20 protein-coding genes and 1 tRNA gene are annotated in these 18,051 nt (G+C 70.0%); 12 read left to right on the top strand and 9 right to left on the bottom strand.

The genetic code is table 11. From position 1 onward, the window contains the following. The first annotated feature begins 29 nt into the window (after positions 1–29). The 7 genes from GGR24_RS07790 (at position 30) to ptsN (ending at position 5,419) form a co-directional block, all read left to right on the top strand. Positions 30–114: transfer RNA gene (locus GGR24_RS07790), tRNA-Leu, on the top strand. 98 nt (positions 115–212) lie between these two features. Then, positions 213–827: a ribonuclease D gene (locus tag GGR24_RS07785; protein WP_183394779.1), complete on the top strand. Its 615-nt coding sequence runs from the start codon at positions 213–215 to the stop codon at positions 825–827. Between the two features lie 174 nt (positions 828–1,001). Continuing rightward, complete coding sequence (locus tag GGR24_RS07780) at positions 1,002–1,613, top strand: LptA/OstA family protein (protein WP_183394778.1); 612 nt, start codon at positions 1,002–1,004, stop codon at positions 1,611–1,613. Positions 1,614–1,638: 25 nt separating this feature from the next. Continuing rightward, entirely contained in the window at positions 1,639–2,490 is an 852-nt protein-coding gene (lptB, locus tag GGR24_RS07775) for an LPS export ABC transporter ATP-binding protein (RefSeq protein WP_246398164.1), read from the top strand. A gap of 131 nt (positions 2,491–2,621) precedes the next feature. Further along, entirely contained in the window at positions 2,622–4,145 is a 1,524-nt protein-coding gene (rpoN, locus tag GGR24_RS07770; protein ID WP_183394777.1) for an RNA polymerase factor sigma-54, read from the top strand. Positions 4,146–4,299: 154 nt separating this feature from the next. Further along, positions 4,300–4,875: a ribosome hibernation-promoting factor, HPF/YfiA family gene (gene hpf / locus GGR24_RS07765; protein ID WP_183394776.1), complete on the top strand. Its 576-nt coding sequence runs from the start codon at positions 4,300–4,302 to the stop codon at positions 4,873–4,875. Between the two features lie 79 nt (positions 4,876–4,954). After that, on the top strand, positions 4,955–5,419 hold the full coding sequence (gene ptsN, locus GGR24_RS07760; protein ID WP_183394775.1) for a PTS IIA-like nitrogen regulatory protein PtsN: 465 nt from the start codon (positions 4,955–4,957) through the stop codon (positions 5,417–5,419). 35 nt (positions 5,420–5,454) lie between these two features. On the opposite strand, the gene GGR24_RS07755 is transcribed toward ptsN, so the two are convergent. The 4 genes from GGR24_RS07755 to GGR24_RS07740 all read right to left on the bottom strand — a co-directional run bounded on the left by GGR24_RS07755 (position 5,455) and on the right by GGR24_RS07740 (position 8,292). After that, positions 5,455–5,724 (bottom strand): BQ00720 family protein, encoded by a 270-nt coding sequence (locus GGR24_RS07755; protein ID WP_183394774.1) that lies wholly within the window; start codon positions 5,722–5,724, stop codon positions 5,455–5,457. Positions 5,725–5,727: 3 nt separating this feature from the next. After that, complete coding sequence (locus tag GGR24_RS07750) at positions 5,728–6,183, bottom strand: Hsp20 family protein (RefSeq protein WP_183394773.1); 456 nt, start codon at positions 6,181–6,183, stop codon at positions 5,728–5,730. 143 nt (positions 6,184–6,326) lie between these two features. Further along, positions 6,327–7,397 carry an ATP-binding cassette domain-containing protein gene (locus tag GGR24_RS07745; RefSeq protein ID WP_183394772.1) on the bottom strand — a complete coding sequence of 357 codons (1,071 nt, stop codon included), beginning with the start codon at positions 7,395–7,397 and terminating at the stop codon, positions 6,327–6,329. A gap of 28 nt (positions 7,398–7,425) precedes the next feature. After that, positions 7,426–8,292, bottom strand: coding sequence for an undecaprenyl-diphosphate phosphatase (locus tag GGR24_RS07740; RefSeq protein ID WP_183394771.1), 867 nt, complete (start codon positions 8,290–8,292; stop codon positions 7,426–7,428). A gap of 151 nt (positions 8,293–8,443) precedes the next feature. Here GGR24_RS07740 and GGR24_RS07735 point away from each other — a divergent pair, with 151 nt between their 5' ends. The 4 genes from GGR24_RS07735 to GGR24_RS07720 all read left to right on the top strand — a co-directional run bounded on the left by GGR24_RS07735 (position 8,444) and on the right by GGR24_RS07720 (position 11,797). Continuing rightward, a complete protein-coding gene (locus tag GGR24_RS07735) occupies positions 8,444–9,136 on the top strand; it encodes a glutathione S-transferase family protein (protein WP_183394770.1) in 693 nt (230 codons plus the stop codon). A gap of 49 nt (positions 9,137–9,185) precedes the next feature. Then, positions 9,186–10,316 carry a tRNA epoxyqueuosine(34) reductase QueG gene (gene queG, locus GGR24_RS07730; protein ID WP_183394769.1) on the top strand — a complete coding sequence of 377 codons (1,131 nt, stop codon included), beginning with the start codon at positions 9,186–9,188 and terminating at the stop codon, positions 10,314–10,316. Beyond that, positions 10,313–11,173, top strand: coding sequence for an SDR family oxidoreductase (locus GGR24_RS07725; RefSeq protein ID WP_246398162.1), 861 nt, complete (start codon positions 10,313–10,315; stop codon positions 11,171–11,173). The genes queG and GGR24_RS07725 overlap by 4 nt, the downstream gene beginning before the upstream one ends. A gap of 75 nt (positions 11,174–11,248) precedes the next feature. Beyond that, positions 11,249–11,797, top strand: a complete 549-nt coding sequence (locus GGR24_RS07720; protein ID WP_246398160.1) for a DUF3617 domain-containing protein — start codon at positions 11,249–11,251, stop codon at positions 11,795–11,797. Positions 11,798–11,799: 2 nt separating this feature from the next. Here GGR24_RS07720 and GGR24_RS07715 read toward each other — a convergent pair whose 3' ends face one another. From GGR24_RS07715 to GGR24_RS07700, 4 genes are all read right to left on the bottom strand, one after another. Continuing rightward, entirely contained in the window at positions 11,800–12,792 is a 993-nt protein-coding gene (locus GGR24_RS07715; RefSeq protein ID WP_183394767.1) for an esterase-like activity of phytase family protein, read from the bottom strand. Continuing rightward, positions 12,789–14,666: a cobaltochelatase subunit CobT gene (cobT, locus tag GGR24_RS07710; protein ID WP_183394766.1), complete on the bottom strand. Its 1,878-nt coding sequence runs from the start codon at positions 14,664–14,666 to the stop codon at positions 12,789–12,791. The genes GGR24_RS07715 and cobT overlap by 4 nt, the downstream gene beginning before the upstream one ends. 10 nt (positions 14,667–14,676) lie before the next feature. Continuing rightward, positions 14,677–15,675, bottom strand: coding sequence for a cobaltochelatase subunit CobS (gene cobS / locus GGR24_RS07705; RefSeq protein WP_183394765.1), 999 nt, complete (start codon positions 15,673–15,675; stop codon positions 14,677–14,679). Between the two features lie 72 nt (positions 15,676–15,747). Next, entirely contained in the window at positions 15,748–16,374 is a 627-nt protein-coding gene (locus tag GGR24_RS07700; RefSeq protein WP_183395199.1) for a J domain-containing protein, read from the bottom strand. 127 nt (positions 16,375–16,501) lie between these two features. Here GGR24_RS07700 and GGR24_RS07695 point away from each other — a divergent pair, with 127 nt between their 5' ends. Further along, entirely contained in the window at positions 16,502–16,780 is a 279-nt protein-coding gene (locus tag GGR24_RS07695) for a BolA family protein (protein ID WP_183394764.1), read from the top strand. Here GGR24_RS07695 and GGR24_RS07690 read toward each other — a convergent pair. Beyond that, positions 16,777–18,036: an FAD-dependent oxidoreductase gene (locus GGR24_RS07690; RefSeq protein ID WP_183394763.1), complete on the bottom strand. Its 1,260-nt coding sequence runs from the start codon at positions 18,034–18,036 to the stop codon at positions 16,777–16,779. The two genes, GGR24_RS07695 and GGR24_RS07690, sit on opposite strands and share 4 nt — an antisense overlap. Positions 18,037–18,051 lie beyond the last annotated feature (15 nt).

The raw sequence follows: 18,051 nt of genomic DNA, 5'->3' as shown, positions 1-18,051 counted from the left end.
GGCCTCCGGCCCCCTAAGACCCGCCGCGAGCCCAGGTGGCGGAACTGGTAGACGCGCACGGTTCAGGTCCGTGTGGGTAACACCGTGGAGGTTCGAGTCCTCTCCTGGGCACCAAGCCGCTGACCGGCGCCGCGAGATTTCGCGGCGCCGGGGCGGCCTCTCCCCTTCAGGGCCGCCGTCGGCGCGCGTCCGATCCTTCCAGAGGCGGCAGCATGACGATCCGGTTCCACCGCGGCGATCTTCCCGACGGCTATGCGGCGGGCGCCGCCGTCGCGATCGACACCGAAACCCTCGGCCTCAATCCCAATCGCGACCGGCTCTGCCTGGTGCAGCTCTCGACCGGCGACGGCTCCGCGGATCTCGTGCAGATCGCGCCGGGCCAGAACAGCGCGCCCAATCTCGAGCGCCTGCTGCGCGACCGCTCGGTCCAGAAGCTCTTCCACTTCGCGCGCTTCGACGTCGCCGCGCTCTACAAGGCGTTCGGCGTGATGACCGAGCCGGTCTACTGCACCAAGATCGCCTCCAAGCTGGTGCGCACCTACACCGACCGGCACGGCCTCAAGGACCTCGTGCGCGAGCTTCTCGGCGTCGAGATCTCCAAGCAGCAGCAGTCGTCCGACTGGGGCGCGGAGGAGCTTTCGGAAGCGCAGCTCAATTATGCGGCGAGCGACGTGCTCTATCTCCACGCACTTCGCGAGCGGCTCGACACGCTGCTTGCGCGCGAGGGTCGCTCGGCCTTCGCAGACGCCTGCTTCGCCTTCGTGCCGGTGCGCGCCGCGCTTGACCTCGCGGGCTGGGCCGACAGCGACATCTTCGCCCACACCTGAGCGCGGCCGGGACGCTTGTCGCAGGCGCGTCCTCTTCATACCTCGCAAGGCGTCCGGCGTCGCAAGAACGTCACGAGACCAGTTGACGGCGCCCGGCAAGCCGGACACGAAAGACGGCGCTGCGCGGGCAGGCGCAGAGGGAAGCCTGTCCCGGCCGCGGACGAGGAGTCGACGATGAGATTTCAGCTTGCCGTGCTTGCCGTGCTCGCCGTCTCTTCGCCCGCTGCGGCGCAACAGCAGCAGGGCGTCACCAGCGCCTTTTCCGGCTTCTCGCTGAAGTCCGACGAGCCCGTGAACATCGAGGCCGACAATCTCGAGGTGCGGGACCAGGAGCAGTCGGCGATCTTCACCGGCAACGTGGTGATGAAGCAGGGCGAGTCGACCCTGACCTCACGCAAGCTGACGATCTTCTACTACGACAAGAACAAGTCTCCCGCCAACGCCGGCGGGGTGAAGCCGACCCAGGGCGAGACCAAGGCTCCGGCCGGCGGAGCGACGCCCGAAGCCGGCCGCGACATCCGTCGCATGGAGGCCGAGGGCGACGTCGTCGTCACGCAGAAGGATCAGCGGGCGACCGGCGCGCGCGGCGTGTTCGACACGCAGGCGAACACCGCGGATCTCACCGGCGGCGTGGTGGTGACCCAGAACGGCAACGTCGTGCGGGGCGACCGGCTCCACGTCAACATGACCACGCAGACCTCGCGCGTGGAAAGCGGCGGCAGCGGGCGCGTCCAGGGCGTCTTCAAGCCGCGCCAGCGGGATCAGGCCGGGTCCGCCAAGAACTGAACGACGCGATCGTCAAGAAGCCCGAATGGAGCCGACCTTGTCCGTGATTTCGCGCGGCGCCTCCAGCCGCCCTGCGCTCGCGGCGCCTGATGGCTCGGGCGGCGGCGCGTCGAGCCGCAACATGACGGAGTTCGACTACGCGACCACCGGCGGGGACGGCGCGCTTTCCGCCACCAACCTCGCCAAGAGCTACGGCGCGCGCTCCGTCGTGAAGGACGTGAGCCTGTGGGTCCGCAGGGGCGAGGCGGTCGGCCTGCTCGGGCCCAACGGCGCGGGCAAGACGACGGTGTTCTACATGATCACCGGCCTTGTGCCGGTGGACCGCGGCCGCATCGAGCTCGACGGGGCCGACGTGACGCGGCTGCCGATGTTCCGGCGCGCCCGGCTCGGCATCGGCTATCTGCCGCAGGAGGCCTCGATCTTTCGCGGGCTCTCGGTCGAGGACAACATCCGCGCGGTGCTGGAGGTGGTCGAGCCCGACCGCGCCAAGCGCAAGCACGACCTCGACGCGCTGCTGGACGAGTTCGGCCTCACAGGGCTGCGCAAATCCCCGTCCATCGCGCTGTCGGGCGGCGAGCGCCGCCGCGTCGAGATCGCCCGGGCGCTCGCCAGCCGGCCGAGCTTCATGCTGCTGGACGAGCCGTTCGCCGGCATCGATCCGATCGCGGTCGGCGACATCCAGGCCCTGGTGCGTCATCTCACCAACCGCGGGATCGGCGTCCTGATCACCGACCACAATGTGCGCGAGACGCTCGGGCTGATCGACCGCGCCTACATCATCCATGCCGGGGGCGTGCTGATGGAGGGCTCGCCGGAGCAGATCGTCGAGAACCAGGACGTGCGGCGGCTTTACCTCGGGGAGGAATTTCGGCTTTAAGAGACGCGCAGGCCATCCTCATGCAAGAATTGGCCCACTGGGCGTCCGCCGCCCGCGCGTAACGAATTTAGGTTCGAGCCGGCTCGTCGTCATCGCACGACCGGCGGCTCGCGCCGGAGAGCACTCGCCTGATGGCTCTGACCCCGAAGCTTCAGCTGCGCCAATCCCAGTCGCTGGTGATGACGCCGCAGCTGATGCAGGCGATCAAGCTGTTGCAGCTCTCGAGCCTCGACCTCGCCGCCTATGTGGATCGCGAGCTCGAGCAGAACCCCCTTCTGGAGCTCCACGATGGCCAGCAGGCCGCGCCGGAGGCGTCCGGGGCGAGCTCCGCCGAGCGCGAGGCCGACGAGTCGTGGGGCGACGCGGTCGAACCCGAATCCCGCTCCTCCATCGAGGCCCGGCTCGACACCGACTTCGGAAACGTCTTTCCGGATGACGCGCCTCAGTCCGCGGAGCGGCCGACGCTTCCGGCCACGCCCGAGCCCGGGGATTGGTCCGGCCTCGGCGCCGGCGGCGCCTATTCGGGCGAAGGCGCCGACCTCGAGGCCTATGTGGCCGAGCGGACCACGCTGGCCGACCATCTGGAGCGCCAGCTCGCCCTCACGGTCACGGATCCGACCGAGCGGCTGATCGGCGCGCATCTGATCGATCTGGTGGACCCTGCGGGCTATCTGCGGGAGCCTCTGGAGACCGTCGCGGAGCGGCTGGCCGCGCCGCTCCCGGCGGTGGAGCGGGTGCTGGCGGTCATCCAGACCTTCGAGCCGACCGGAGTCGGCGCGCGCTCGCTGCAGGAGTGCCTGGCCCTCCAGCTCCGCGAGCGAGACCGCTTCGACCCGGCGATGCAGGCGCTGGTGGAGAATCTCGAACTCGCCGCCCGGCGCGATTACGCCGCGCTCCGCCGGCTGTGCGGCGTCGACGACGAGGATCTTCTGGACATGCTGGCCGAGATCCGCCGGCTCGACCCGAAGCCCGGGCACATGTTCGGCGCCGAGATCGTCCAGCCGGTCGTGCCGGACGTGATCGTCCGCGCCGCCCCCGACGGCTCCTGGATCGTCGAGCTGGTGGCGGACTCGCTGCCGCGCGTGCTGGTGAACCAGTCCTACTACGCGAAGGTCGTGAAGATCGCGAAGAACGAGGTCGAGAAAACCTTCCTGACCGAGTGCCTTCAGACCGCGAACTGGCTGACCCGCAGCCTCGAGCAGCGCGCCCGCACCATCCTCAAGGTCGCGACCGAGATCGTGCGGCAGCAGGACGGCTTCCTGACCCGCGGCGTGGCGCATCTGCGGCCGCTCAATCTCAGGATGATCGCCGACGCCATCGGCATGCACGAGTCGACGGTCTCGCGCGTCACCGCGAACAAGTACATCGCGACGCCGCGGGGCGTTTTCGAGCTCAAGTACTTCTTCACGGCCGCGATCGCGAACGCGGAAGGCGGCGAGGCGCATTCGGCGGAAGCCGTCCGGCACCGCATCAAGCTCATGATCGACGCGGAGAGTCCGGACGACGTGCTGTCCGACGACACCATCGTGAAACGGCTCCACGACAGCGGGGTCGAGATCGCCCGCCGCACCGTCGCGAAATATCGCGAAAGCCTGCGCATCCCGTCCTCGGTCCAAAGGCGGCGTGAGAAGAAGGCGGCGGCCGAATCGGTCTAGTTCAGTTTTTAGTGTAATCGCAGTGGTTTAGAGGTCTCCACAGGCGCCGGGAGGCTTGATTGACTTCGCGTGCCGCCGCTCTTACTCCTTGACCAACCCTCGCTGGCGCTGCCGATCCAGCCTGCTGCCGGACGTCCTGAGTGGAGCGGACTACATGGGCTTGCGCATTTCCGGGAAGAACCTCGATCTCGGCGAGGCCCTTCGCGGACAGGTTCAGGACCGGATTTCCGACGCGATGACGAAATATTTCGGCGGGGGATTCTCCGGCCATGTGACCGTCAGCAAGGACGGCGCGGGCTTCCGGACCGAATGTTCGCTTCATCTCGACAGCGGAATCGTGCTGCAGTCGGCCGGCGAGGCGCCGGACGCGTATGCGAGCTTCGACCAGGCCGCGGACCGGATCGAGACGCGGCTCAAGCGGTACAAGAATCGCCTGCGCGACCATCACGCCGACGCCGACAACAGCGACCCGCTGTCCTATGTGGTGTTCGAGTCGCCCTCCGACGGCGTGGAGGAGGCGGAAGGCTGGAGCCCTGTGATCGTGGCGGAAACCACCAAGCCTCTGCGTCGCATGACGGTCGGCTTCGCGGTGATGGAGCTTGACCTCACCGGCGCGCCGGTCGTGGTGTTCCGGCATGCGAGCCATGGACGCGTAAACATCGTGTATCGACGGTCAGACGGGAACGTCGGTTGGATCGATCCGCCCTCGGGCGGCGCCGACGGCCATTGAGACATTCAGCGGCCCATTGACGGAGCGGAAGCCTGGAGGCTTCGTCTCTGAGCGCCGCGACGCAAGGTTGAGACGTCTGATGCCCCTGAGCGATCTCATAGCGCCGAACGCCGTGTTGCCGGCGCTGAAGGTGAACTCGAAGAAACAGGCGCTGCAGGAGCTCGCCGCGCGCGCGGCCGAGCTCACCGGCCTGCCGGAGCGGGAAGTCTTCGACACGCTGCTGCAGCGCGAGAGGCTGGGCTCGACAGGCGTGGGGGCCGGCATCGCGATCCCGCACGGCAAGCTGCCGAGCTTCGATCATCTGTTCGGGTTGTTCGCGCGGCTCGACCGCCCGATCGACTTCGACGCGCTCGATGGCGAGCCGGTCGATCTGGTCTTCCTGCTGCTCGCGCCGGAAACCGCCGGGGCGGATCATCTGAAGGCGCTGGCGCGGGTCGCCCGCGTGCTGCGGGATCCGCTGACCGCCCAGAAGCTGCGCGCCTCGCGCGACGCAAGCGCGCTGCACGCCGTGCTCACACAGGTCGTCGCCTCGAACGCTGCGTGAGGCGCAGACGAAGGCGCCCCGGGGGGCGCCTTCCTTCAGTGCAGGCTGACGGTGACCAGCTCGTGCTCGCGCGCGCTTTCGATCAGCGCCTCACGCGTGTCGGCGACCACGATCGGGACGCCGTCCGCGCCGAGAAGAGCGAACAGTTCGAGGCCGGGCTCGAGTTCCGGAGCTTCCGGAAACAGCGCGTTGAGATCCTGCGAGAGGATCGGCTTCACATAAGCGATGTGACCGTCGCCGATCGCGGCGAATTCCGCGGGGGTCAGCGGATTGCGGGCTTCGTTGCCTGAATTTCCACGCACCATGACTCACTCCTTCTCCGCGATGCGGCGGTTTTCATCGCGCGCCCTTATCGCGATACGCTGGACCGAACGCTTCGGTTCCGGCCGCGCGAGGTCGACCACCAGAAGCCCCGTCGCAAGATCCGCGCCGAGAACCTCCATGCCTTCGGCGAGAACGAAGGCGCGGGTGAACTGGCGCGCCGCGATTCCCCGGTGGAGAAACTGTCGATCCTCCCGTTCCGCCGGCGGGCGGCCGCGTATGACGAGTTCGTTCTTCTCGAGCGTGACCTCGATCTGGTCGGGGGCGAAGCCTGCGACCGCCAGCGTGATCCGCAGCCGCTCAGGCTCCCCGTCCTTCGGCGTGAGGCGCTCGATATTGTAGGGGGGATAGCCGTCGGCGCTCTTGGCCACACGGTCGAGCACGCGTTCCAGCCCGTCAAAACCGAGCAGGAACGGACTCTGTAGACTCGTCAGACGCGACATCGCTCAAAGTCCTCGCAGGAAGCGACTTTGACGGAGCCTCGTAAATAAAGCGCTCCGATGGCCGGGGCCCGGCCAAGCGTCAAGATGGTTTCAATACGATCCGCTTTCAAGCGACCGTAGCGGGGGGCTGACCCGCGTCGCCCCTAGAGGCGCTCGCCGCTTTCGACGTCGAACATGTGGAGATGCTCGCGCCGGGCGCCGAGGACCACCCGGCCGTCCGGGCCGATCTCGGGACGGCCTGTCAGGCGGGCCGTGACCGGGTGCGCGCCGACCCGGCCGTGGACGTAGACGTCCGCCCCCGCGGCTTCGACCTCCTCCACCGTGACGGGAAGCTTCGCGCCGGGCTGTGGCGACGCGTCATCGAGGACGAAGAGCCTCTCGGGACGGACGCCCAGATAAGCGTAGACGGCCGTGGTCATGACGCTCGCGCCGCCGAGATGCGTGCCGTCCTCGAGCGACAGTCCCGTCTGGTTCGCCCGCACCGGAAGGATGTTCATCGGCGGCGCGCCGAGGAGTTCGGCCGCGCGCCGACGCCGGGGGCGGTCGTAGAGCTCGGCGGGCGGCCCGGCCTCCACCACGGCGCCGTTCTCCATCACCACGAGCAGGTCGGCCAGGGCGAGCGCGTCGGCGACGTCATGCGTGGCGTAGACCGTCGTGACGCCCGAGGCCCTGTGCAGTTCACGGATCCGGCGCCGAAGCGCCAGGCGCTCGCGCGGCTCCAGGTTCGCCAGAGGCTCGTCGAACAGAAGCGCGCGCGGCCGCCGCGTGAAGGCGCGGGCGAGCGCGGCCCGGCTGCGCTCGCCCGCCGACACCTGGGCGGGGCGGCGGGCCAAGGCCGGCGCCAGCGCGAGGTCGTCGGCGGCTCGCAGGACCCGTTCCTGGGCGTCCTTCCTGCTCAGCCCATGGGTGGTCAGCCCGTGTGACATGTTGTCGTAGAGCGTCCGCCGCGGCCGCAGCGACTGCGGGTCGACCAGTTCGGCGACGTCGTCGCGTCCGGCGCGCCAGGACTGCCGGACCGCGTCGCCGATCTCGATGACGCCCGCCGTCAGCGGCTCCACGCCCGCGATCAGGCGCAGCAGGGTGGACTTGCCGCTCCCCGCCGGCCCGGTCAGCACGCAGAAGGCGCCCGCGGGAATCTCGAGCGACAGGTTCGCGACGGCGGGCGCTCCGCCGCGGTGGATCCTGGTGACGTCGGTCAGCACGATGCCGGTCACGGGCGCGCCTCCTCCGCCGGCCGGCGGGTCATCCGTAGACCATCAGGCCCGCGAGACCGGCGGCCCCGACGATCATCCGCCACCAGGCGAAGGCGGCGAAGCCGTGGCGCGAGATGAAGTCGAGCACGTAGCGCACCACGATCAGCGCGGTCACGAAGGCGAAGACGAAGCCCACCACGATCAGCGTCGCGTCGTTGAAGTTCAGCTCGTGACGGGTCTTGTAGAGGTCGTAGGCGAACGCCCCCGACATGGTCGGGATCGCGAGAAAGAAGGAGAACTCCGCCGCGGCGCGCTTGCTGGCGCCGAGCAGCAGGCCGGCCACGATGGTCGAGCCGGAGCGCGACACGCCGGGCACAAGGGCGAAGCACTGGCAGAGGCCGATCACGAGGCAGACCGGCAGCGGGAAGCGCATCGCGTCGTCATAGAGAACGGGCCGCGCCCCGTCCGGCCGCAGGACCGCGCCCCCTGAGCCGACCGGGGGCTCGTCGGCCTGAGGATGCCGCATGTCGACCCAGAGCAGCACAAGGCCGCCCAGGATGAGGGCCACGCAGACCACCGCGGGGGTCTCGAACAGCACGCTCTTGATGAAACCGTGCATCGTCGCGCCGATCACCGCCGCGGGCAGGAAGGCGATCAGCACGCCGAGGACGAAGCGCCGCGCGGCCGGATCGTAGGGCACGCGGACCGCGACGTCGGTCAGCCGGCGCGAATAGACCACCAGAATCGCCAGGATGGCGCCGAGCTGGATCAGCACCTCGAACGTCTTGCCCTTGGCCTCGAAGCCGAGGAAATGACCGAGCAGCAGGAGGTGTCCGGTGGACGACACCGGGAGGAACTCGGTGAGCCCTTCAACCACCCCGAGCAGGGCGGCCTCCATCAGGTTCACCACCGTCATGCCGAACTCCCCGAAACCCGCGGCCGATTCGTTGTTGTCGCGGGGCTAGGCCGGTTCTATACGGGGCTTCTGCGCCGCGCCATCAAACGCCCGGCGTTCCGGCGCGGGCCGCTGCGCGCCGGCCACACCCCCCTACAGCGCACCGGCATTAATGGCCATCCTCTACCACCATCCGCTTTGTCCGCATTCGCGTTTCGTGCGCCTCGCCATGGGCGAGTACGGGCTCGACGCCGATCTGGTCGAGGAGCGCGTCTGGGAGCGCCGTGAGCCGTTCCTGGCCCTCAACCCGGCGGGCACGACGCCGGTCCTGGTCGAGGCCAGCATGCCCTCGGTGCCCGGCGCCGACGTGATCGCGGAATATCTCGACGAGACCCGTGGTCTCGCGCTCGGCGACCGCCGCCTGCTGCCGGAATCGCCGCGCGAGCGGGTCGAGACCCGGCGCCTGACGGACTGGTTCAACCGGAAGTTCTTCGAGGAGGTCTCGAGCCACCTCGTGACCGAGAAGATCTACAAGCGGTTCATGCCGACCAATCTCGGCGGCGGCGCGCCCGAAATGGCGGCGATCCGCGCAGGCCGGGCCAACATCCGCTATCATCTCAAATATGTCGGCTACCTGATCCGGCAGCGGAAATGGCTGGCGGGCGATCGGCTCACCTATGCCGATCTGGCGGCCGCGGCCCATTTCTCGGTCGTGGACTATCTGGGCGACGTGCCGTGGGACGAGGACGAGACCGCAAGAGGCTGGTATGCGCGGGTGAAGTCGCGCCCGTCGTTCCGCCCGCTCCTGGCCGAGTCCGTGCCCGGCACCGCCGCCGCGCCACATTACGCGGACCTGGATTTCTGATCGAAGACCTCGCGGGCTCCGCGAGGGCGGCGACGCCCGGAGAGGCGCGGTGACGCCCGCTGGCCTCAAGGCCCGGCTCGCCGAGCGCGCCCGCAGCCTCGGCTTCGACGTCGTCGCGGTCACGACGCCCGACGCCATTCCCCAGGCTGCGCCGCGGCTCGCCCGCGCGCTCGCCGAAGGCCATCACGCCACCATGGGCTGGCTTGCGGCCCGCGCCGAGTGGCGCGGCGACCCGGCCGCGCTGTGGCCGGAGGCCCGATCGGTGATCATGCTCGGCATGAACTACGGGCCTGACCACGATCCAAGGGCCGCAGTGACGCGGCGGGAGCGCGCGGCGATCTCGGTCTACGCCCAGGGCGACGACTACCACGAGGTCATCAAGGGGCGGCTCAAGCAGGTCGCGGGCGCGCTCGCCTCGGCGGGGGCCGAGATCAAGGTGTTCGTCGACACCGCGCCGGTGATGGAGAAGCCGCTCGCCGAGGCGGCGGGCCTCGGCTGGCAGGGCAAGCACACCAACCTGGTGTCGCGCGAGTTCGGCTCCTGGCTGTTCCTCGGCGCGATCTTCACCACCGCCGAGCTGCCGCCGGACGCGCCGGAGGCCGATCATTGCGGCTCCTGCCGCGCCTGTCTGGACGCCTGCCCGACCAACGCATTCCCCGCGCCCTATCGGCTCGACGCAAGGCGCTGCATCTCCTACCTCACGATCGAGCACGCCGGTCCGATCCCGCTCGAGTTCCGCCCCGCGATCGGCAACCGGGTCTATGGCTGCGACGACTGCCTCGCTGCCTGCCCCTGGAACAAGTTCGCCCAGGCCTCGCGGGAGGCCCGGCTGTTCGCGCGGGACGAGCTGCGCGCGCCCCCGTTGGCCGAACTTGCGGGTCTCGACGACGCCGGGTTCCGCAAGCTGTTCGCGAAGTCCCCCGTGAAGCGGATCGGTCGCGACCGGTTCGTCCGTAACGTGGCGATCGCGATCGGAAATTCGGGCGCGCCGGAGCTGGCGCCGGTTCTGGCTGGCTTGCTCCGCGACCGCTCGCCTCTGGTTCGCGGGGCGGCGGTGTGGGGGCTGGGGCGGCTCGACCCCGCGCGACTTGCGGGGCTGGAGGCGAGCGAGCGGACGGCGGAGCGCGAAGCTTCGGTCCGCGGCGAATGGGACGTGGCGATGGCTCGGGAGGCGGCTTGAAGCGGCTTGTGGTGTTCGGCTGCGGCTATTCGGCGCGGCGTTTCGTTGAGCTTCATCGCGGCGGCTTCGACGCCGTCGACGTCACCACGCGGAGCGAGGCGACCGCCGCCGCTCTCCGCGCGGAAGGGCTGCGCACACATCTCTTCGACGGAGGGCCGGTCGGGGATGGCCTCCGGGGGGCCATCGCCGAAGCCAGCCACGTGCTGGTCTCGGCGCCGCCCGACGCCGCCGGCGATCCGACGCTGCGCGGGGCCGGCGAAGCCTTGCAGGCGGCGGGCGAGCTGCGATGGGTCGGCTATCTGTCGACGATCGGCGTCTACCCGGACGCCGGCGGCGGCTGGGTGGACGAGGCGACGCCGCCGGACTCCGACAGCGACCGCGGCCGGCGCCGCGTGACGGCCGAGGGAAGCTGGCTCGCCTTCGGGGCCGTGAAGCGCGTTCAGGTCCAGATCTTCCGGCTCGCCGGCATCTATGGACCCGGCCGGGGCCCGGTCGAGCATCTGCGCGCGGGGACGGCGAAGCGGCTGGTCAAGCAGGGTCAGGTGTTCAACCGCATCCACGTCGACGACATCGCGGCGGCGATCGCGGCGGGGATCGAGCGTCCGCTCGTCGGACCTGTGATCAACGTGACCGACGACGAGCCGGCGCCGCCGCAGGACGTGATCGCCTACGCGGCCGAGCTCATGGGCGTCGCTCCGCCGCCGGAGACCGCCTTCGAGACCGCCGAGCTCTCGCCGATGCAGCGGAGCTTCTATTCCTCCAACAAGCGGGTCGCGAACCGCGTGCTGCGCGAGCGGCTGGGGGTGCAGCTGGCCTATCCGACCTATCGCGAAGGGATGGCGGCGCTCGCGCGGTGAACGGCGCGCCCCCGCGGCCTTGCCCGCGCCTTCGCGCCGTGGTCTGGAATCGCGCAAAGCAAGATCGAGGGAAGAATGCCCATGCGCCGTTTCATGATCCTCCTCCCGCTGATGGCCGTCGCGGCGCCTGTGGCGGCCGCCGGCTTCAACCTGCCGCCGCGCAAGCCCGGCCAGTGGGAGATGAAGATCCAGGTCGACACCGCCGCGATGCCGCCGCAGATCATCCGGATGTGCCTGGACGCTGAGACCGACAAGATGCTGAACGACCGTTTCGGCGGCATGGCGGCCAGCATGTGCTCCAAGCAGGAGCAGCGCACCGATGGCGATTCGATCATCCTCGACAGCCAGTGCAGCCTCGGTCAGATGCACGCCGTGACCCACTCGGTGATCACCGGCGACTTCAACAGCGCCTATACGATGAAGACCTCGGTGGAGATGACCGGCCAGCGCGACGCGCCCGGGGCGCTCGACAGGGTCTCGCCGCAGGGGCCGAGCACGCAGCAGACGACGATCGAGGCGACGCATGTCGGCGAATGCCAGGCGGGCATGAAGCCGGGCGACATCGATCTCGGGAGCGGCCGCACCATGAACGTGCGCGACATGCCGGCGCCGCAGATCCAGTAGGCTCAGTCGGGCAGGGCGAACTGCATCAGCAGGGTCCGCTCGAAGACGAAGAAGTTGTCGTCGGCCAGGAGGGTCAGGACGGTGCGGCCGTCCGGCCCTCGGTGCGCCGAGATCGCCTCGAAATTGTCGATCGCCTGGGACAGCGTCGCCTCCATCAGCACCGGGCCGTCGACCAGCCCGCCGGCGCGAATCTCGGCCGCCGGCAGGCGCCGCACGCGCACGCTGAGCGACAGCGGCCGCCGGTAGCGCCGTTCGAGCAGTACGAAGTCGCCGTCCGGCAGCCGCGCGAGGTCGGTCGGCGAGAAATCCTCGGTGCGGCGGACGCTGAAGGCGAATGATTTCGCGCCTGCCGCGAAGGCCCGGTTGTTGCCGTCCGGGTCCAGGAACCGTTCCGCCACGAGGAGCAGAACGCCGGGACCGAAGGAGGCGATGGCCTCGTAGCCCTCGTTGCGCGGCGCCCGCGTCGCGAGCTTCGGCAACGCGACCGGTTCGCCGCGTCCGGCAGGCAGGCCGGCCTCGTCGAGGCGGTAGCGGGTCAGCCAGTTGACGCGCTCGGAGGAGAGCCAGGCGACGCGGCCCTGGATCTCGAGGCCCTCGGTGTCGAAGCCCCTGCGGCCACGGAGCGGGCGACCGTCGCGCCCGGGCGTGTCCGCGACCACGACGTCGTCCAGACCGGTCGGCCGTGATCCGTCGTAGCGCAGCGTTCCGGTGAACCAGGACCCGCGATCGCTCACCGCGGTCAGTCGCCGGCCATCCGCCGAAAGCCTCAACCCGGAGAGGCCGCCGAACCGCCGCTCCGGGGATCTGAGATCGAGGCCTCCGAGGAAGACCAGCTGGCCATAGGCGGCGCCGACCGGAGTGCGGCTGTCGAAATGAAGGATCGGAGACGCCGTGACCTCGATCGCCTTCGGGCTCTCGACCGGCGACTGGGCGGGCTCGGCGGCGGCGGCTCCGATGAAGGTGAGCAGGGCGACCGCCGCCCAGGCGGTTTTCACGCGCGGCCGCCGCGGTGTCCGCTGGTCTCCTCGAACAGTTCGGCCAGCTTCTCGGTCATCGCGCCGCCAAGCTCCTCGGCGTCCACGATCGTGACCGCGCGACGGTAGTAGCGGGTCACGTCATGGCCGATGCCGATCGCGATCAGCTCCACGGTCGAGCGGGTCTCGATCTCGTGGATGACCTTGCGCAGGTGGCGCTCGAGATAGTTGCCCGGATTGACCGAGAGCGTGGAGTCGTCGACCGGCGCGCCGTCGGAGATCACCATCAGGATGCGGCGCTGCTCGGGACGGCGGAGCAGCCGCTCATGCGCCCAGACGAGCGCCTCGCCGTCGATGTTCTCCTTCAGAAGACCCTCGCGCATCATCAGGCCGAGATTCTTGCGCGTGCGCCGCCACGGCGCGTCGGCCGCCTTGTAGATGATGTGCCGCAGGTCGTTCAGCCGGCCGGGGCCCATCGGCTTGCCGGCGGCGAGCCACTGCTCGCGCGACTGGCCGCCCTTCCAGGCGCGGGTCGTGAAGCCGAGGATCTCGACCTTCACGCCGCAGCGCTCCAGCGTGCGGGCGAGGATGTCCGCGCAGGTCGCCGCGACCGTGATCGGCCGGCCCCGCATCGAGCCGGAGTTGTCGAGCAGCAGCGTGACCACGGTGTCGCGGAACTCGGTGTCCCGCTCGTGCATGAACGACAGCGCGCTCATCGGGTCGATCACGACCCTCGACAGCCGTGCGGGATCCAGCATGCCCTCTTCGAGGTCGAAGTCCCAGGCGCGGCTCTGCTGCGCCAGCAGCCGGCGCTGCAGCCGGTTGGCGAGCCGGCCGACCACGCCCTGGAGCGCGGAAAGCTGCTTGTCCAGATAGGTGCGCAGGCGGGCGAGCTCCTCGGGATCGCAGAGATCCTCGGCGAGCGCCTCCTCGTCGAACTTGGTGGTGAAGGCGACGTAGTCCGGCTTGTCGCGCTCGTTGCGACGGTCGTCCTTCGGCCGCCACGGCTCGGTCGCCTCCTCGGCCTCGCCGAGCTCGTCGTCGTCCGGCGCGTCGGTCGGCGGCGCGTCCGCGGCCTCGATCTGCTCGGCGTCGTCGTCGGCTTCAGCCGATGATTCGGCCTCGGCCTCGTCCGCGCCCTGGCTGTGATCCTGCGGCGCGTCGGCGGTCTCGCCCTGCTGCGGGGGCGGCTGCTCGCCGTCGGCTTCGCCTTCCTCCTCGTTCTGCTGGCGGTCGGACGCCAGCTCCTCGCCCATGTCGAGCGAGCTCAGCAGATCGCGGATCGTGCGGGCGTAGGCGTTCTGGTCCTCCAGCACGTGATCCAGCCGCGACAGGTCCGCCCCGGCCTTCTCCTCGATCCATGGCCGCCACAGCTCGACCAGCTTGCGGGCGGACTCCGGGGGCTTCCTGCCGGTGAGGCGCTCGCGCACCAGCAGCGCCACCGCGTCCTCGAGGGGAGCGTCGGCGCGGTCGGTGATGTCCGCATAGGCGCCGCGGTGGTAACGGTCCTCCAGCATCGCCGCGAGGTTCACCGCGGAGCCGGCCATCCGCCGGGCGCCGATCGCCTCGACGCGGGCCTGCTCCACCGCGTCGAACACGGCGCGCGCCTCCGAGCCCTGCGGGGCCAGCCGGGCGTGCGTGCCCTGGTCATGGCAGGCGAGCCGCAGCGCCATGGAGTCCGCATGGCCGCGCAGCACCGCGACGTCCTGGGGGCTCATCCGGCGCGGCGGCTCCGGCAGGCGCGCCTTCTCGCCCGAGAGCGCCGGGCGCTCGGGCGCGAAGGTGACTTCGACCTCCGCATCCCCCGCGATGGCGCGGAGGCAGCCCGCGACCGCCCGCTTCAGCGGCTCGGACGGCGGGGCGAGCTTTTCGCCGGGCTTGCGGTTGGAGATCACGGTCGGGCGGTCAGCTCATCACGACGTTGACGGCGCTCTCCGGCAGCTCCTTGCCGAAGCACCGCTGGTAGAACTCGGCGACCAGGGACCGCTCGAGCTCGTCGCACTTGTTGAGGAAGGTGAGCCGGAACGCGAAGCCCAGATCGCCGAAGATGTCGGCGTTCTCGGCCCAGGTGATGACGGTGCGGGGGCTCATCACGGTGGACAGGTCGCCGTTGATGAAGGCCTGGCGCGTGAGATCCGCGAGCCTGACCATCTTCGACACCGTGTCGCGGCCGTTCGGCGCGCCGCGATACTGCGGGGCCTTGGCCAGCACGATGTCGACCTCCTTGTCGTGCGCCAGGTAGTTCAGCGTGGTCACGATCGACCAGCGGTCCATCTGGCCCTGATTGATCTGCTGGGTGCCGTGATAGAGGCCGGACGTGTCGCCGAGCCCGACCGTGTTTGCGGTCGCGAACAGCCGGAACGCCGGGTGCGGCCGCAGCACGCGCCGCTGGTCCAGCAGCGTCAGCTTGCCGGACTGCTCGAGGACGCGCTGGATGACGAACATCACGTCGGGCCGGCCGGCGTCATACTCGTCGAACACCAGCGCGACGTTGTTCTGCAGCGCCCACGGCAGGATGCCGTCGCGGAACTCCGTGACCTGCTTGCCGTCCTTCAGGACGATCGCGTCCTTGCCGATCAGGTCGATGCGGCTGACATGGCTGTCGAGGTTGACGCGGACGCACGGCCAGTTCAGCCGCGCCGCGACCTGCTCGATATGGGTCGACTTGCCGGTGCCGTGGTAGCCGGTGACCATGACGCGCCGGTTGCGGGCGAAGCCCGCCAGGATCGCCAGCGTGGTGTCATGGTCGAACAGGTAGTCGGGGTCGAGGTCCGGCACCGCGCCGCGCGCCTCGGCGAAGGCCGGGATCTCCAGATCGCTGTCGATGCCGAAAACCTGGCGCGCCGACACCTTCATGTCGGGCAGGAGCGAGTCGGCGGACGGAGCGTCGATGAGAACGGTCATGGGGCCTCCTGGCCGGGCGAGAGCCCGCGCGGCAGGCCCGGCGGCGCGCGGGACGCGCGCTCAAAGTTCGGATCAGCAGAAGCCGGCGGATCGGAGATGATTATAGGCTTGGATGATCTCGCGCAATTTGTCCTCGGTGCTGCGGTCGCCGCCATTCGCGTCCGGATGCAGCCGCTTCACCAGTTCCTTGTAGCGCGCCTTGATCTCCTCGGGAGTGGCGCTTGCGCCGAGATTCAGTGACTCGAGCGACTTCCGCTCCAACCTCTTGAGCTCCCGCTCCGGCTCGGTCCGGCCGGAGGCCTGTTCGCCGAAGACGTTGAAGCCGTCCTCGAACACGAAGTCGCTGGCCCAGCCGCGCTGGCGCTGGCGGCCCTTCTGCTTGCGGGCGTCCGCGCTGGCGGGGCCGTTGCGTCCCATCTGCCAGGTGGGACGGTGGCCGACATGCGCGTCCTTCTCATAGGCCCGCAAATCCTCGTCCGACATGCCGGCGAAGAAGTTGTAGGAAGAGTTGTAGGCGCGCACATGTTCCAGGCAGAAGCGCCAGTAGTCGTTCTCGCGGTCACGGCCCTTCGGCGCCCGGTAGGTTCCGGGCTCGCGGCAGCCGGGATGCTGGCAACGCGCGACCTTCGGCTCCGGGCGCTCCTCGGGGCGGGAGCGGGAGACGCGGATCCGATCGAACCAGGGGCTGTCGAGCTTCATCACGTGGTCCATTATGGTCGCGCCGGCTGACCCGAACAAGGATGCGGCGGCGCAACGCCGTTCTTCGCGCGGGCGCCTTGACGAGCCCGGCCCTTGAGCGATTCAGCGGCGAAGACGGAGACTTAGCATGAGCGTGCGCGACCGCATCGAGAGCACCTTGAGAGAAGCGCTGAGCCCGCAGCGGCTGGAGGTCGTCGACGAGAGCCACCTGCACGCCGGACACGCCGGATCGCGGCCGGGCGGCGAGACACATTTTCGCGTGCGGGTCGTCTCGGACGCGTTTTCGGGCGTGAGCCGGATCAACCGGCACCGGCGGGTCAACGCGCTGCTGGCGGGCGAACTCGCCGGGCAGGTTCACGCGCTGGCGATCGACGCGCGCTCGCCGGACGAGCCCGGCCGCCCCTAAGGCGGCGTCTGCGCGGCCACGGGCGGAGCCGTCACGCGTTCGGGCCGCACGCCCACTCCGACGATGCGGGCGGGGATCCGCGTCAGCGCCGGAAAACGCCGCATGAGCCGCAGGGCGAGCGGCGGCCGGAGCCGCTCTCCGCCGGCGAGCGCCCGCGTGATGATCCGGTTCTGGACCTGGACCTGCAGCGCCTGCGTCACCCGCGTCGGCCATTCCCGCCGGGCCTGCACCCGGCGGACGTCCTCTGGCCGGAGCCGGCCCTCCCGCAACGGCGCGGCGAGCAGATTGGCGGTCGCCACGGCGTCCTGGATCGCGAGGTTGATGCCGACGCCGCCGATCGGCGACATCGCGTGGGCGGCGTCTCCGATGCACAGCACGCCGGGCCGGTCCCAACGCTTCAGCCGGTCGACGGCGACGGTCAGCAGGCTGACCTGATCCCACGACACGAGCTCCGCGGCGCGTTCGGCCGCGAACGGCGCGAGCCGGGCGACGGCCTGGCGGAACGCCTCCAGGCCGCGCTCCCGCACCGCGTCCGCGCCGCCTTTCGGGATCAGATAGGCGCACTGCCAGTAGTCGCCGCGATTGATCGTCACGAACACCGCGCCGGCGCTGAACCGGCCCGCGGTGGCGTCGCCGTCGGCGGGCTTCCGCGACAGCCGGAACCACATGACGTCCATCGGCGCGCCGAGCGCTCCGCTCTCGAGGCCGGCGCTCTGGCGGATCGCCGACCGTCGGCCGTCGCAGCCGACCACCAGATCGGCCGTGATCGTGAGCGGGCCCTCCTCGGTGCGGGCCTCGACGCCCATCACGCGGCCCTCGCGCCGGATGACGCCCGTGGCCTCCGCGCGCCGGATGAGGCGAAACCCCGGGTACCGCCCGGCCTCGCCGGCGATGAAGTCGAGAAAATCCCATTGCGGCATCAGGGCGATGAACCGGCAGCGGGTGGAGAGCCGGCGGAAGTCCGCGATGCCGAAGGCCTCGTCCTCCACGAAGCCCGTCAGCGTCTCGACCTCCTGGTGCGGCAGTTCGAGCAGCCGCCGCAGCAGCCCGAGATCGGCCATGACGTCGAGCGTCGAGGGATGGATCGTGTCGCCCCGGAAATCGCGCAGGAAGTCGGCGTGCTTCTCCAGCACCACGACATCGACGCCCGCGCGCGCCAGCAGCAGGCCGAGCATCAGTCCGGCGGGGCCGCCGCCCACGACGCAGCACCGCGCGGCAAGCTCACGTGGGGCGCCGGGTCCGGAGTTCGCCGACATGGCTGTTCATCCGCA

The organism is Hansschlegelia beijingensis, from assembly GCF_014196425.1.
Classification (GTDB): Bacteria; Pseudomonadota; Alphaproteobacteria; order Rhizobiales; family Methylopilaceae; genus Methylopila; species Methylopila beijingensis.
Note: the sequence above shows the minus strand (reverse complement) of the source record. Positions and strands in the feature narration are given on the sequence as shown.

Coding starts and splice junctions, on each gene's coding strand:
- lptB (WP_246398164.1), top strand. CDS start 1,639: ATGGAGCCGACCTTGTCCGTGATTTCGCGCGGCGCCTCCAGCCGCCCT.
- GGR24_RS07740 (WP_183394771.1), bottom strand. CDS start 8,292: ATGACGGTGGTGAACCTGATGGAGGCCGCCCTGCTCGGGGTGGTTGAA.
- GGR24_RS07780 (WP_183394778.1), top strand. CDS start 1,002: ATGAGATTTCAGCTTGCCGTGCTTGCCGTGCTCGCCGTCTCTTCGCCC.
- GGR24_RS07750 (WP_183394773.1), bottom strand. CDS start 6,183: ATGTCGCGTCTGACGAGTCTACAGAGTCCGTTCCTGCTCGGTTTTGAC.
- GGR24_RS07690 (WP_183394763.1), bottom strand. CDS start 18,036: ATGTCGGCGAACTCCGGACCCGGCGCCCCACGTGAGCTTGCCGCGCGG.
- rpoN (WP_183394777.1), top strand. CDS start 2,622: ATGGCTCTGACCCCGAAGCTTCAGCTGCGCCAATCCCAGTCGCTGGTG.
- ptsN (WP_183394775.1), top strand. CDS start 4,955: ATGCCCCTGAGCGATCTCATAGCGCCGAACGCCGTGTTGCCGGCGCTG.
- GGR24_RS07755 (WP_183394774.1), bottom strand. CDS start 5,724: ATGGTGCGTGGAAATTCAGGCAACGAAGCCCGCAATCCGCTGACCCCC.
- hpf (WP_183394776.1), top strand. CDS start 4,300: ATGGGCTTGCGCATTTCCGGGAAGAACCTCGATCTCGGCGAGGCCCTT.
- cobS (WP_183394765.1), bottom strand. CDS start 15,675: ATGACCGTTCTCATCGACGCTCCGTCCGCCGACTCGCTCCTGCCCGAC.
- GGR24_RS07785 (WP_183394779.1), top strand. CDS start 213: ATGACGATCCGGTTCCACCGCGGCGATCTTCCCGACGGCTATGCGGCG.
- GGR24_RS07695 (WP_183394764.1), top strand. CDS start 16,502: ATGAGCGTGCGCGACCGCATCGAGAGCACCTTGAGAGAAGCGCTGAGC.
- GGR24_RS07700 (WP_183395199.1), bottom strand. CDS start 16,374: ATGAAGCTCGACAGCCCCTGGTTCGATCGGATCCGCGTCTCCCGCTCC.
- GGR24_RS07720 (WP_246398160.1), top strand. CDS start 11,249: ATGCCCATGCGCCGTTTCATGATCCTCCTCCCGCTGATGGCCGTCGCG.
- GGR24_RS07735 (WP_183394770.1), top strand. CDS start 8,444: ATGGCCATCCTCTACCACCATCCGCTTTGTCCGCATTCGCGTTTCGTG.